This is a genomic window from uncultured Nocardioides sp. (genome assembly GCF_902805925.1).
Taxonomy (GTDB): domain Bacteria; phylum Actinomycetota; class Actinomycetes; order Propionibacteriales; family Nocardioidaceae; genus Nocardioides.
The window spans coordinates 35,082-48,752 of sequence record NZ_CADCUP010000039.1 but is presented as its reverse complement, the minus strand read 5'-3'; the positions used below and the strand labels follow the sequence as shown (position 1 = coordinate 48,752).

Here is a 13,671-nt window from a genome sequence, read left to right as displayed (position 1 = left end):
GCGGCGGGGGCGGGGGCGGGGCGGCTGGCGATCTCGCGCGCGGCCTCGAGGTAACTCAGCGCCCCGGAGGATCCGGGGTCGTAGGTCATCACGGTCTGGCCGTACGACGGCGCCTCCGAGACCCGGACGGACCGGGGCACGCTGGTCTTCAGCACGGTGTCGCCGAAGTGCTCGCGCACTTCCTTGGCGACGCCCGCGGCGAGACGGGTGCGGGCGTCGTACATCGTGACCAGGATGGTCGACACCTCCAGCCGCGGGTTGAGGTGCTTCTTGACCATGTCGACGGTCTCGAGCAGCTGGCCGAGTCCCTCGAGCGCGTAGTACTCCGCCTGGATGGGGATCAGCATCTCGGCCCCGGCGACGAGGGCGTTGAGGGTGAGCAGCCCCAGCGACGGTGGGCAGTCGATCAGCACGTAGTCGAAGCGGTCCTCGCCTGCCTCGGCGGCCGAACCGACGTGGGGATGACCGGTGATGGCCTCGTGCAGCCGGTTCTCGCGGGCAGCCACGCTCACCAGCTCGATCTCGGCGCCGGCCAGGTCGATGGTGGCCGGCACCACGAAGAGGCCGGCGACATCCGGGCACTCCGCGATCACGTCGGCCAGGGGAGCGCCGTCCACGAGCATGTCATACGTCGAGGGCACGCCCCGGGGGTGGTCGATGTTCAGGGCCGTGGAGGCGTTGCCCTGGGGGTCGAGGTCGATGACGAGGACGCGCTGGCCGAGCTGGGCCAGTCCGGCCGCCAGATTCACCGTGGAGGTGGTCTTCCCCACCCCGCCCTTCTGGTTGGCGACGACGAGCACCCGCGTCGACTCGGGTCGCCCGGCGGAGCGGAGGGCGCCGCTGCGCGCGAGAACGCTGTGCTCCGCGGCCCGGGCTAGTGGCGTGGCGTCGTCGATCACCATGCTCCTCGACGTCTCCGCCAGGTCCGCAGCCGTGCGCAGCGTGAAGCCCGACGCCGATGTTTCACGTGGAACACCGGCGGCTTGCCGCGGGGCGTCCTGTGGATAACCGGACCCGTCCTGTGGACGTTCACGCTCAGGGAGCGTCGGCTCATCGGTGGAAAACGTGTGGGGCGTCCGCAGCCCGAACAGCTCGCGGATCGTTCCGTCGGTCACCGGGGACCCTTTCGGCTGGAGCGGCGTGGGCGCTTGCCACGCGACGACACACGCGCAGCCGGCGCAGACCTCGCACCGGCAGGCGCCAAACCTACCTGTGACGGGTCGGCCCAGGAAACTCGCAGCGCCGATGTGGGCTGCTCGAGCATCGAGGCGCCGAGCTCGATGATCTCGGGGTCTGCGAGCCCCCAGCGCGCCAGGGCCGGCGCCGCGGCGACGACCTCGTCCCGGACCGACGAGCCCTTCAGGGCGACCAGCACGCCGGTGCGCGCCACCAGCGGCATCGACCAGTCGAGCAGCCGGTCCAGCGGAGCGACAGCACGCGAGGTCACCACGTCGAAGCGCTCGGTCCCGTGCAGGGAGTCCGCGCGGCCCCGGTGCACTCGCACCGAGTCCAGACCGAGGGACTCCACGACCTCGGTGAGGAACGTCGTACGCCGCAGCAACGGCTCGACCAGCGTGACCCGCAGGTCAGACCGCGCGATGGCCAGGACCAGGCCGGGCAGGCCCGCTCCCGAGCCGATGTCGCACACCGACGCACCTGCGGGGACTGCTTCCCCGAGCACCGCGCAGTTCAGCAGGTGGCGTTCCCACAGCCTCGGAACCTCCCGAGGACCGAGAAGGCCCCGCACCACGCCGTCACCGGCCAGCCGTCGCCCGAACGCCTCAGCCAGCACCAGGCGCTCCGATGCGAACACCCTCCCGGCCACCGTCGGTGTCGGTGGCAGGGAGGGCGTTGCTGTTTCACGTGAAACGTCGTCAGTCACGAGTCACTCGGGGAGCACCACGACGTAGCGCTTGGGCTCGGCACCCTCGGACTCGGAGGTCAGTCCGGCATCCGCCACGGCGTCGTGGATCACCTTGCGCTCGAACGAGGTCATCGGCTCAAGCTCCACGCGCTCGCCCGACGACTTCACGTCGGCGATCAGCCGCTCCGCCAGCGCCACCAGCGCCTCGCGGCGCGCGGCCCGGTGCCCGGACACGTCGAGCATCAGCCGGGAGCGCTCGCCGGTCTCGCGGTAGACAGCGAGGCGGGTCAGCTCCTGCAGGGCGTCCAGCACCTCGCCGTCGCGGCCGACGAGCTGGCTGAGGTCGGCGCCGACGATGGACACCGACGCACGGTCGCCCTCGACGTCCATGTCGAGGTCGCCGTCGAGGTCGGCGATGTCGAGGAACTCCTCGAGGTAGTCAGCGGCGATGTCGCCCTCCTGCTCGAGGCGCTCGAGCTTCGAGGGGCGCGTCGTCGGCTCCTCCGCCTGGCGGTCCTCCTCCTGCACGTCACTCGTCCGGTCGTTCACGGTCTCGGTCTCGGCGTCACTCACGATTCGCTCCTGCTGGGATTCGGACATCGCGTACGCCCGGGCGCACGCGGGGGCGTGGGTTCAGCGCTTCCTGCGCTGGGATCGGGTCTGCCGCTTGGGCTGCTGACGCTGCGCTGCCTTGCGCGCCGCCTCGGCACTGGCGATCTCGTCGACGGCGTGGTCCTGCGCGTTCACGGCGGCCTCCGGCGGCAGGCCCTTGCGGGCGGCCTTGGCCTTGTCGCGCTGCTCCTTGGCCTTGAAGGCGGGCGTCCCCGGAGCGGGGTTGTTGCGGATGACGTAGAACTGCTGGCCCATCGTCCACAGGTTGGAGGTGGTCCAGTAGAACAGCACGCCGACCGGGAACGCGATGCCGCCGACCGCGAAGACGAGCGGCAGGACGTAGAGCAGCAACTTCTGCTGCTGGGCGTACGGGCCGGTGAGGGCATCGGCCGGCATGTTCTTGCTCATCAGCTGGCGCTGGGTGAGGAACGTCGTCGCCGTCATGGCGACGACCAGGACGGCCGCGAGCACGCGCACGCCGAGCAGGTCGGTGTCCAAGAAGGTGTCGGAGATCTTCGCGCCCAGGAAGACGGCGTCGCCGAACTGCTCGTTGAGCGTCACGGTCATGATGCCGCGCTCGGTCTCGGGGTGCTTCGCGGCCTGGTCGATGAGGCGGAACAGCGCCAAGAAGATCGGCATCTGCAGCAGGATGGGCAGACAGGACGCGAACGGGTTGGTGCCCGTCTCGCGATAGAGCGCCATCGTCTCCTGGGCGAGCTTCTCCTTGTCGTGGCCGTACTTCTTCTGCAGCTCCTTCACCTTCGGCTGGATGAGCTGCATGTTGCGGCTGGACTTGATCTGCTTGACGAAGAGCGGGATCAGAAGGATCCGGATCACCAGGGTCAGGCAGATGATCGAGAGCACCCAGGCCGCACCCGTCTCGGGCCCGAACACACCGCCCCACACCTTGTGGAAGCCGACGAGCATCGCCGAGATCACGTAGTACAGCGGCGCCATGATGAAGCCGCCGATGTCTTGGAAGAAGTCCAGCAAGGTGTTCAGGCTCCTAAGGTGAGCGGTGCGGGTCAGCCGGTGAGGCCCGGAGCCGCGGAGACGGTGGGACGGGGTCGTAGCCGCCGGCGGCCCACGGGTGGCAGCGACCGAGCCGGCGCACCGCCAGCCACGAGCCCTTGACGCTCCCGTGCGTCGTGACGGCGTCCAGCGCGTACGCCGAGCACGAGGGGTGGTAGCGACAGACCTGGCCGTACAGCGGGCTGATCAGCGCACGGTAGGCGCGCAGGAACCAGATCAGCGGGTACTTCATGCGCGCGTCGTCACTGTCTCTGTCGTCTGAGGGACCACCCGCTGGAGGCAACGAACGAGGTCGGCTCGCAGTTCCGCGTACGACGCCGACGCCGAGGCCGGCAGCGCCCTGACGACGAGCGTGCTGCACCTGGGAAGCCTGTCGAGCTGCTCCCCGGTGAGGTGGCGCAGCCGGCGCCTGACGCGGTTGCGGACGACAGCGTTGCCGACGGCCCTGCTGACCACGAACCCGACGCGCACCTGCGACTCGTCGAGGTCGGACGGTGCAGCGAGGTGTACCACGAGTGATCGAGCGCCGGCCCGCCGGCCGCTGCGGACCGTGTGCCGGAAGGACTCACCCTCGGTGAGACGGTGGCTGGCGGGCAGCACGACGCGAGGCCCGGTGGTCGCCGTGGCGACCGTCAGACTGCCAGGCTGTTGCGGCCCTTGCGACGGCGGCCGGACAGGATGGCGCGGCCGGCGCGGGTGCGCATGCGCAGGCGGAAACCGTGCACCTTGTGCCGGCGACGGTTGTTCGGCTGGTACGTACGCTTGCTCACGAGTAACTCTCCATTGCTTCGGCTCTTCTGGACGGTCCACCCGGACGGGACGCGGCAACCAGTTCGGCTGGCACCGCCCGCCCACGCGCGCAGTGAGAGCGTCGTGGACATGCGGCACCGGTCGACTCCGGATGGGGGCCTCGAGGACGAGGCTGTGGTGACCGGCCAACGGTACGCGCTGGCTCGAGACAGGGTCAAACCGGAGAGCCCTCAACCTGTGGATGACGGGTTGCCGCCGCCTCCCCGTGCTTGTTACGTTCCCGGGGTACGAGGGAACCGGTGTCCTCGACCCGAGCGGTCCCGCCGGGGTGTGGGCACGCGTCGAGAGGCACCGTGACCGCGCCTGACCTGCGAAAACCGTCAGGTCCGGGGTCGTGGGGCTCGCCGGAAGGCACCACCCACCCACAGCCAGGTCCACATGCACAGCCTGTGGATAAAACTGTGGACTCAAGATCGGTCCCGGAGCCCCCGGTTCGGCCGCGACGTGATGAAGGGGCAACACCAGTGGCCAAGGATCCCGGCACCGAGGGCAGCGACCTCGACACCGTCTGGCGCGCCGTCGTCGGCGACCTCCAGCCGCACCAGCGTGCCTGGCTGCGTGCCAGTGAGCCGGTGACGCTGCACGAGAACACCGCGATCATCGCGGTGCCCAACGACTTCACGCGCACCCAGCTCGAGGGCCGCCTCCGCGGCCAGGTCGAGGACGCCCTGAGCGAGGGCTTCGGCCGCGAGATCCGACTCGCCGTCACGGTCAACAGCGCCCTGGACGACGGCACGATGGCGCCACCCGTCTCCCCGCCGCAGGACGACCCGGCACGTCGAGAAGACGACATGTCGACAAAGGACTGGAACGCTCCTGTCTTCGACCTCCCCGTGCCGCCTGACGACGACCGCGCGCTCGACCGGACGTTCGACCGGGTCCATGACCGCGGGCGGCCGAGCGTCACCGAGTCACGGCTCAACCCGAAGTACACCTTCGAGACCTTCGTCATCGGCTCGTCCAACCGCTTCCCGCACGCCGCCGCCGTCGCCGTCGCCGAGGCGCCGGGCAAGGCCTACAACCCCCTGCTCGTCTACGGCGACTCCGGCCTGGGCAAGACCCACCTCCTGCACGCGATCGGCCACTACGTGCGCAGCCTCTACAGCGGCGCCAAGGTGCGGTACGTCTCCAGCGAGGAGTTCACCAACGAGTTCATCAACGCGATCCGCGACGACCGCCAGGACCGGTTCAAGCGGCGCTACCGCGACGTCGACGTCCTCCTCATCGACGACATCCAATTCCTCGAGGGCAAGACGCAGACGCAGGAGGAGTTCTTCCACACGTTCAACACCCTCCACAACGCCAACAAGCAGATCGTCCTCACCTCCGACCGGCCACCGAAGTCACTGGAGGCCCTCGAGGACCGCCTGCGCAACCGCTTCGAGTGGGGCCTGATCACCGACGTCCAGGCGCCCGACCTGGAGACCCGCATCGCGATCCTGCGCAAGAAGGCGGCCATGGACCGCCTCACCGCGCCGCCCGACGTGCTGGAGTTCATCGCCTCCAAGATCCAGACCAACATCCGCGAGCTCGAGGGGGCCCTGATCCGGGTCACCGCGTTCGCCAACCTCAACCGCCAGGAGGTCGACATGACGCTGGCGGAGATCGTGTTGAAGGACCTGATCCCCGACGGTGGCGAGCCCGAGATCACCGCGGCCCTCATCGTGGCGCAGACCGCCGCCTACTTCGGCATCTCCCTGGAGGACCTCACCGGTCCGAGCCGTGGTCGCCACCTGGTGCTGGCCCGCCAGATCTCGATGTACCTGTGCCGGGAGCTGACCAGCATGTCGCTGCCGCAGATCGGCAAGGAGTTCGGCCGCGACCACACGACGGTGATGTACGCCAACGGCAAGATCAAGGACCTCCTCGCCGAGCGCCGCGCCGTCTTCAACCAGGTCAGCGAGCTCACCAACCGGGTCAAGATGCAGGCCCGTCAGTCCTGACCGGCCTGTGCACGACGTGTGGTTCACCCCGGTGCGTCGTCCACAGCACGTGTGGACAACTCGGGACGACGAGTCGGACCACCGGCACCGGTGCACATGCCGGCGCACGGCTGCACACGCCGTGCACAGCACCGTGAGCAGGGCCGGAACCCCTCTGACCTGCGCAAACGCCGCTTCTCCACAGATTACACAGACGCTATGACTCCTACGGACCTCTCCATGCCCAGATCCCCTGGGAACATCCGAAACGCACCCGGCCTGTGCACAACCGGTCTCGCACGCCTCGCCCGAGCACGGGCAACGGGACGGGCAACGGGGACAGGCAACGGGATGGGGCCGGTGCACTGCGGCTGCCCGCATGGCAGGATTCACACCCCAGACCCAGGAGGACCACACCGTGAAGTTCCGCGTCGAACGCGACGTCTTCGCCGACGCCGTGGCATGGGCGGCCCGCAGCCTGCCCGTGCGGCCCAGCGCCCCCGTCCTCGCCGGCCTGCTGATCGAGGCCGGCGACGGCGGCCTGGTCCTGTCCTCCTTCGACTACGAGACGTCGGCCCGGGCCACCGTCAAGGCCGAGGTCAGCGACGAGGGCACCTGCCTGGTCAGCGGCCGGCTCCTGGCCGACATCTGCCGCAGCCTCCCGCACAAGCCGATCGACGTGAGCCTGACCGGGGCGAAGGTCGAGCTGACCTGTGGCGCGGGTCGCTTCAGCCTTCAGACCATGCCGGTCGAGGACTACCCCACGCTGCCGGAGATGCCGTCGGCCTCCGGCACGGTCAACAGCACCGACTTCGCCCACGCCGTCTCCCAGGCGGTCACCGCGGCCGGCCGCGACGACATGCTGCCCGTGCTGACCGGCGTGCGGATCGAGATCGAGGGCGACACCATGTCGCTGCTGGCCACCGACCGCTTCCGCCTCTCGCACCGCGAGCTGGGGTGGAACCCGCAGGAGACCGACGCCTCGATGGCCGCCCTGGTGCCGGCCAAGGTGCTCGGCGACACCGCCAAGTCGCTCACCGGCGGCGAGGTCACGATCTCCCTGGCGGCCGGCGGCACCGGCGAGGGGATCATCGGCTTCCAGTACGGCGACGAGGAGAGCGGCACGCGCCGCACCACCACCCGGCTGCTCGACGGCGAGTTCCCCAAGGTCCGCTCGCTCTTCCCCAGCCAGCACCTGACCGTCGCCAAGGTCAACAAGCAGGAGCTCATCGACACGGTGAAGCGCGTCGCGCTGGTGGCGGAGCGCAACTCCGCGGTCCAGCTGAAGTTCGCCGACGGCGAGGTCGTGCTCGACTCCAGCTCGGGTGACGAGGCCCAGGCCACCGAGGCGATCACCGCCGAGATCGACGGCGACGAGATCATGACCGGCTTCAACCCCCAGTACCTCCTCGACGGGCTCACCGCGCTCGACGGCGAGGTCGTCGACCTGGCGTTCACCCAGGCCAACAAGCCGGTCGTCATCTCGGCCACCGACGCGGCCGCCGACGACTCCCGGGGCCGTGGCGCCGGGTTCCGCTACCTGCTGATGCCGCGCCGCCTCCTGTCCTGACACACCTGTCGCCCGGCCGCGGGCCGGGCTAGCGTGCACGCCAGCACTCGTACTCATATCCGGGAGGACACCAGCATGGACATCGGTCTCGTCGGGCTCGGCAAGATGGGTGGCAACATGCGCACCCGGTTGCGCGATGCCGGTCACACGGTCGTCGGCTTCGACCGCAACCCCGAGGTCTCCGACGTGGAGTCGCTCGAGGCCCTGGTCGAGGCACTGCCCAGCCCCAAGGTCGTGTGGGTGATGGTGCCGTCCGGTGACGCCACGCGCGAGACCGTCGCCGCTCTCGGCGAGCTGCTCGGCGAGGGCGACCTGGTGGTCGACGGCGGCAACTCCCGCTGGACCGACGACGCGGCCAACGCCGAGAAGCTGGCGACCAAGGGCGTCGGCTTCGTGGACTGCGGCGTGTCCGGTGGGGTCTGGGGGCTGAAGAACGGCTACGCCCTGATGTACGGCGGCTCCGACGAGGACGTCGCGAAGGTGCAGCCCGCCTTCGACGCGCTCAAGCCCGAGGGCGAGTTCGGCGCCGTGCACGCGGGTCAGAAGCCGGGTGCCGGGCACTTCTCGAAGATGGTCCACAACGGCATCGAGTACGCCATGATGCAGAGCTACGCCGAGGGCTGGGAGCTGCTCGAGACGGTCGACCTGGTCGACAACGTGACCGAGGTCTTCCGCTCCTGGCGCGAGGGCACCGTCATCCGCTCGTGGCTGCTCGACCTGCTCGTCGCCTCCCTCGACGACGACCCCGGCCTGGACTCCATCGCCGGCTACGCCGAGGACTCCGGGGAGGGCCGGTGGACGGTCGAGGCGGCCATCGACAACGCCGTGCCCGTGCCGGCGCTCACCGCCGCGCTCTTCGCCCGCTTCGTCTCCCGCCAGGACGACAGCCCGTCGATGAAGGCGGTCGCCGCGATGCGCAACCAGTTCGGCGGCCATGCGGTCCGCACCGGTGCCCCCAAGGGCGGCGACGCCGAGGGCGAGGTCGGTGCCCCGCTGTCGCCCGAGTCGAAGAAGGCCGGTGCCGGTTCCGGGAACGAGCAGGCCGAGAGCTAGTCCCCGGTGCACGTCGCCCGTCTCTCCCTGCACGACTTCCGCTCCTACCCCCGGCTCGACCTCGAGCTGGACGCGGGGGCGACGGCCTTCCTCGGCCGCAACGGGCAGGGCAAGACCAACCTCGTGGAGGCGGTCGACTACCTCTCCCGGCTCGGCTCCCACCGGGTCGCCTCCGACGCCCCCCTGGTGCGGGCCGGCACGGACCAGGCGGTGATCAGCGCCGCGGTGGTGCGCGAGGGCCGCGAGGCGATCATCGAGGTCGAGCTCAACCCCGGCCGGGCCAACCGCGCGCGCATCAACCGCTCGCAGGTGCCGCGGCCCCGGGAGATCCTCGGCCTGGTGCGCACGGTGGTCTTCTCGCCCGAGGACCTCACCCTCGTCAAGGGCGACCCCTCCGACCGGCGGCGCTTCCTCGACGACCTCCTCGTCCTGCGCACGCCGCGGCTCGCCGGCGTGCGCTCCGACTACGACCGCGTCCTGCGGCAGCGCAACTCGCTGCTCAAGACCGCCGGCCACGCCCGCCGGGGCTCCTCCTCGCAGGAGGCGGCGCTCTCCACGCTGGGGGTCTGGGACTCCAACCTGGCCCGCATCGGCGCCGAGCTGCTCGAGGAGCGCCTGGCGCTGGTCGAGGGACTGCGGCCCCACGTCGGCACCGCCTACGAGGCGGTCGCCCGGGGGGCGTCGCGCAACGACGCCCATCTCGCCTACCGGCCGTCGTTCGACCTGGGTGGGGCCACGCGGCGCGACGACCTCACGACCGCCCTGCTGGCAGAGGTCGAGCGGCGACGCGGCGACGAGCTCGACCGGGGCATCTCGCTCGTGGGCCCGCACCGCGACGAGCTGGTGCTGACGCTGGGCCAGGCCGGCGAGGGCGGCACCCCGCTGCCGGTGAAGGGGTACGCCTCGCACGGCGAGTCCTGGTCGTTCGCGCTGGCGCTCAGGCTGGCGTCGTACGACCTCTTGCGTGCCGACGGCGACGACCCGATCCTGATCCTGGACGACGTCTTCGCCGAGCTCGACACCGAACGCCGCCAGCAGCTCGCCGAGCTCGTCGCCGGTGCCGAGCAGGTGCTGGTCACGGCGGCGGTGGCCGCCGACGTGCCGGAGGCGCTGTCCGGCAGCCGGTTCCTCGTCGCGGGAGGGGAGGTCCGCCGTGACGGATGAGCAGCCTGTCGAGCCGCCGCACGACGACGGCGGCCTCGACTACGCCCGGGCGGCGGCCCGGGCAGCGGCCCGGGCCCCGGGCGGGGTCCCGGCCAGGCGGCGCGGCGGCCCGCCGAGCGACGCCGACAAGCGGCGCACCCGCCGCACGGGGGGCCGCGGTGGCTCCGGCGCGCACCCCGACGACCGTGACCCCCAGCTGCTCGAGGGGCTCGTCGAGCGGATGGTCAGCTCCCACGGCTGGGAGCTCGACCTACGTGTCCAGCAGGTCTTCGGCCGGTGGTCGGAGATCGTGGGCGCCGAGGTGGCCGACCACTGCCGGCCCGAGTCGCTGGTCGACGGCAGGCTCGTGGTGCGCACCGACGCCACCGCGTGGGCCACGCAGCTCAAGCTGGTGGCGCCCACCCTCGTCCGCCGCCTCAACGAGGAGCTCGGCCACGGCACCGTCACCGTCATCGACGTGCTCGGACCGCACCTGCCGAGCTGGAAGCGGGGACCCCGGTCGGTGCGTGACGGGCGCGGCCCGCGGGACACCTATGGCTGAGGACGACGTGCGCACGGCCAAGGAGCGGGGCTGGCGGGAGCTGGACGCGATCGACGCGGCGCTGGCCCGCGGTGACATCGACCGGGAGGGGTGGCACGCCCGCGCCCTGGCCCTGATCGAGGAGCCGTACCTCGCGGCGACGACGCCGCAGGGCGGCTCGGGCCACAGCGGGGACGCCGCGCGCTGGGAGCAGGCCCGCCGGCTGGTGCTGGACGCCGTCACCGGCCCCGGCACCTTCCTCGACGTGGGCTGCGCCAACGGGCTCCTCATGGAGTCGGTCGCAGCGTGGTCCGGCGGCGGTCTCGAGCCGTACGGTGTCGAGATCTCCGCGCGCCTCGCCGACCTGGCCCGGTGGCGACTCCCCCGGTGGGCGGACCGCATCTGGACCGCCAACGCCGACGGGTTCGACCCCGGCCGTCGGTTCACCTACGTGCGCACCGGCCTGGACTACGTGCCGGCGCCGCGCGCACCGGCGTACGTCGCGGGGCTGCTGCGGCTCCTCGAGCCCGGCGGCCGCCTGGTGGTCGGGACCTTCAACGAGGAGCGCGGCAAGGACCGGCTGGCGGCCGCGGTGGCCGGGTGGGGCCTCGAGGTGTCGGGCCGGTCCAGCCGGGAGCACCGACGGCCCGAGCTGGCGTACAAGGCGTTCTGGGTCGACGCGCCCCAGCCCTGAGGCCCTGGCTGCCGATCTGCGGGCCCGGTCTGCGTATGGGGAGTCACCGGGACCCCTGATCGGGGCGGAGAACCGGGTTGGCGGCCCGCAGGCGAGCTGTTTCGCCGATCCGTCACCCCAAACTGTGGATGGGTGCGTGGATTCTGGGTGCCTGGCCGCTAATATGAGCGTGAGGTCGCTGACCTGTCGGGCGCCCGTGCACCGGACGCGGAGAAGCAGCGGCCTTTGCCATGTCGAGAGGCCCGTCGGGCCCTGGAAGAAGGCCCCGCCGTGACCGCTGAAACGCCCGAAGAGAAGCAGCCGATCAGGTCCAGCGCCCCCGACGAGGGAGTGGCCTACGACGCCTCGGCCATCACCGTGCTGGAGGGCCTCGAGGCCGTCCGCAAGCGCCCCGGCATGTACATCGGCTCCACCGGCGAGCGCGGCCTGCACCACCTGATCTGGGAGATCGTCGACAACGCGGTCGACGAGGCGCTGGCCGGCTTCTGCGACCGCATCGTGGTGACCCTCACCCCCGACGGCGCGGTGCGCGTGGAGGACAACGGCCGTGGCATCCCCACCGACACCGCCCCCGGCCAGGACATGCCGGCGGTCACGATGGCGCTGACGATGCTGCACGCGGGCGGCAAGTTCGGCGGCGGCGGCTACAAGGTCTCCGGCGGCCTGCACGGTGTCGGCGTCTCGGTGGTGAACGCGCTGAGCAGCCTGCTCGTCGTGGAGGTCAAGAACCGTGGCCACCTGTGGCGCCAGGGGTTCCAGCTCGGGGTGCCCGAGGGCGGCCTCGAGCAGGTGCGCGCGCTCGAGGACGGCGAGGACACGGGCACCACGGTGACCTACTGGGCCTCCGAGGACATCTTCGAGACCACGACGTACTCCCTGGAGACCATCACCACCCGCATCCGCGAGATGGCCTTCCTCAACAAGGGCCTCGAGATCGTGGTGCGCGACGAGCGGCCCGAGGCCGCGGAGATCGCCGAGGCGGTGCAGGACGGCACCATCGACGCCACCGTCGACACCGCCGGCCACGACGCCATCCAGCGGGCCGAGACCGGTGGCATCGAGCAGGTCTTCAAGTACGACCGGGGCCTGGTCGACTACGTCGAGCACCTCAACCGCCGCAAGACCGTGGCCAACCCCACGATCATCAACTTCGAGGCGGAGACCGCCGCCGACCCGGCCACGGGCAACCAGCACATGAGCCTGGAGCTGGCGATGCAGTGGAACACCACGTTCCAGGAGTCGGTGCACACCTTCGCCAACACGATCAACACCCACGAGGGCGGCACGCACGAGGAGGGCTTCCGCGCGGCGCTCACCTCCCTGGTCAACAACTGGGGCGAGGAGTGGGGCCTGATCAAGAAGCGGGAGGACCGCGTCTCCGGTGACGACATCCGCGAGGGCCTCACCGCGATCATCTCGATCAAGCTCGGTGAGCCGCAGTTCGAGGGCCAGACCAAGACCAAGCTCGGCAACACCGAGGCCAAGGGCTTCACCCAGCGCATCGTCAACGACCAGCTCGGTGCCTGGTTCGAGCAGAACCCCGCCGAGGGCCGTGACATCGTGCGCAAGTCCCAGGCGGCGGCCCAGGCGCGGATCGCCGCGCGCAAGGCGCGCGACCTCGCCCGCTCCCGCAAGGGCCTCCTCGGCGGCGGCGGGCTGCCGGGCAAGCTGAGCGACTGCCAGTCCACGAACCCCTCCGAGTGCGAGGTCTTCATCGTGGAGGGCGACTCCGCCGGCGGCTCGGCCCGCCAGGGCCGCGACCCGCGCATCCAGGCGATCCTGCCGATCCGCGGCAAGATCCTCAACGTCGAGAAGGCCCGCCTCGACCGGGTGCTGGCCAACACCGAGGTCCAGGCGATCATCTCGGCGCTCGGCACCGGCATCCACGAGGAGTTCGACCTCGACAAGCTGCGCTACCACAAGGTCGTGCTGATGGCCGACGCCGACGTCGACGGCCACCACATCAACACGCTGCTGCTGACGCTGCTCTTCCGCTTCATGAAGCCGCTGATCGAGCACGGCTACGTCTACATGGCCCAGCCGCCGCTCTACCGCCTGCGGTGGAACAAGCCGGCCGAGCACGAGTTCACCTACTCCGACGCGGAGCGCGACGCGCTGATGGCCGACGGCCTGGCCAGCGGCAAGAAGCTGCCCAAGGAGAACCCCGTCCAGCGCTACAAGGGCCTGGGCGAGATGAACGCCAAGGAGCTGTGGGAGACCACGATGGACCCCGACCAGCGACTGATGCTCCAGGTCACCCTCGAGGACGCCGCGCAGGCCGACGAGATCTTCTCGATCCTGATGGGCGAGGACGTCGAGCAGCGCCGCTCCTTCATCCAGCGCAATGCCAAGGACGTCCGCTTCCTCGACATCTGAGGGACGTCTCCAGCGATATCCCCTTGTCTAACAAGTTCCTTAGACGCGCGTAGA

The 13,671-nt window shown here is 70.6% G+C and carries 14 protein-coding genes; 7 read left to right on the top strand and 7 right to left on the bottom strand.

The annotated features are described in order from the left end of the window. The 7 genes from QZX64_RS02860 to rpmH all read right to left on the bottom strand — a co-directional run. Positions 1-902 (bottom strand): ParA family protein (locus QZX64_RS02860; RefSeq protein ID WP_295656794.1); only part of this gene is annotated, 902 nt, incomplete at its 3' end. Positions 903-1,111: 209 nt separating this feature from the next. Continuing rightward, positions 1,112-1,792 carry a 16S rRNA (guanine(527)-N(7))-methyltransferase RsmG gene (rsmG, locus tag QZX64_RS02855; protein ID WP_295656792.1) on the bottom strand — a complete coding sequence of 227 codons (681 nt, stop codon included), beginning with the start codon at positions 1,790-1,792 and terminating at the stop codon, positions 1,112-1,114. 93 nt (positions 1,793-1,885) lie between these two features. After that, on the bottom strand, positions 1,886-2,392 hold the full coding sequence (locus tag QZX64_RS02850; RefSeq protein WP_295656799.1) for a R3H domain-containing nucleic acid-binding protein: 507 nt from the start codon (positions 2,390-2,392) through the stop codon (positions 1,886-1,888). Between the two features lie 105 nt (positions 2,393-2,497). Beyond that, positions 2,498-3,469, bottom strand: coding sequence for a membrane protein insertase YidC (gene yidC / locus QZX64_RS02845; protein ID WP_295656791.1), 972 nt, complete (start codon positions 3,467-3,469; stop codon positions 2,498-2,500). Between the two features lie 13 nt (positions 3,470-3,482). Further along, entirely contained in the window at positions 3,483-3,740 is a 258-nt protein-coding gene (yidD, locus tag QZX64_RS02840) for a membrane protein insertion efficiency factor YidD (protein WP_295656789.1), read from the bottom strand. Then, a complete protein-coding gene (gene rnpA / locus QZX64_RS02835) occupies positions 3,737-4,108 on the bottom strand; it encodes a ribonuclease P protein component (protein ID WP_295656787.1) in 372 nt (123 codons plus the stop codon). The genes yidD and rnpA overlap by 4 nt, the downstream gene beginning before the upstream one ends. Positions 4,109-4,140: 32 nt before the next feature. Next, positions 4,141-4,278 (bottom strand): 50S ribosomal protein L34, encoded by a 138-nt coding sequence (rpmH, locus tag QZX64_RS02830; RefSeq protein WP_295656786.1) that lies wholly within the window; start codon positions 4,276-4,278, stop codon positions 4,141-4,143. A 504-nt stretch (positions 4,279-4,782) separates the two neighbouring features. On the opposite strand from rpmH, the gene dnaA reads away from it, so the two are divergent. The 7 genes from dnaA to gyrB all read left to right on the top strand — a co-directional run bounded on the left by dnaA (position 4,783) and on the right by gyrB (position 13,617). Next, positions 4,783-6,261 carry a chromosomal replication initiator protein DnaA gene (gene dnaA / locus QZX64_RS02825; protein WP_295656785.1) on the top strand — a complete coding sequence of 493 codons (1,479 nt, stop codon included), beginning with the start codon at positions 4,783-4,785 and terminating at the stop codon, positions 6,259-6,261. Between the two features lie 358 nt (positions 6,262-6,619). Continuing rightward, entirely contained in the window at positions 6,620-7,810 is a 1,191-nt protein-coding gene (gene dnaN / locus QZX64_RS02820) for a DNA polymerase III subunit beta (RefSeq protein ID WP_295656783.1), read from the top strand. 33 nt (positions 7,811-7,843) lie between these two features. Next, complete coding sequence (gnd, locus tag QZX64_RS02815) at positions 7,844-8,863, top strand: phosphogluconate dehydrogenase (NAD(+)-dependent, decarboxylating) (RefSeq protein ID WP_295656781.1); 1,020 nt, start codon at positions 7,844-7,846, stop codon at positions 8,861-8,863. Positions 8,864-8,869: 6 nt separating this feature from the next. Next, on the top strand, positions 8,870-10,027 hold the full coding sequence (gene recF, locus QZX64_RS02810; protein WP_295656779.1) for a DNA replication/repair protein RecF: 1,158 nt from the start codon (positions 8,870-8,872) through the stop codon (positions 10,025-10,027). Continuing rightward, positions 10,017-10,568 (top strand): DUF721 domain-containing protein, encoded by a 552-nt coding sequence (locus QZX64_RS02805; RefSeq protein ID WP_295656777.1) that lies wholly within the window; start codon positions 10,017-10,019, stop codon positions 10,566-10,568. The genes recF and QZX64_RS02805 overlap by 11 nt, the downstream gene beginning before the upstream one ends. Next, on the top strand, positions 10,561-11,241 hold the full coding sequence (locus QZX64_RS02800) for a bifunctional 2-polyprenyl-6-hydroxyphenol methylase/3-demethylubiquinol 3-O-methyltransferase UbiG (RefSeq protein WP_295656776.1): 681 nt from the start codon (positions 10,561-10,563) through the stop codon (positions 11,239-11,241). Before QZX64_RS02805 ends, QZX64_RS02800 begins: the two co-directional genes overlap by 8 nt. A 303-nt stretch (positions 11,242-11,544) precedes the next feature. Beyond that, entirely contained in the window at positions 11,545-13,617 is a 2,073-nt protein-coding gene (gene gyrB / locus QZX64_RS02795; RefSeq protein WP_295656796.1) for a DNA topoisomerase (ATP-hydrolyzing) subunit B, read from the top strand. Positions 13,618-13,671: the final 54 nt, after the last annotated feature.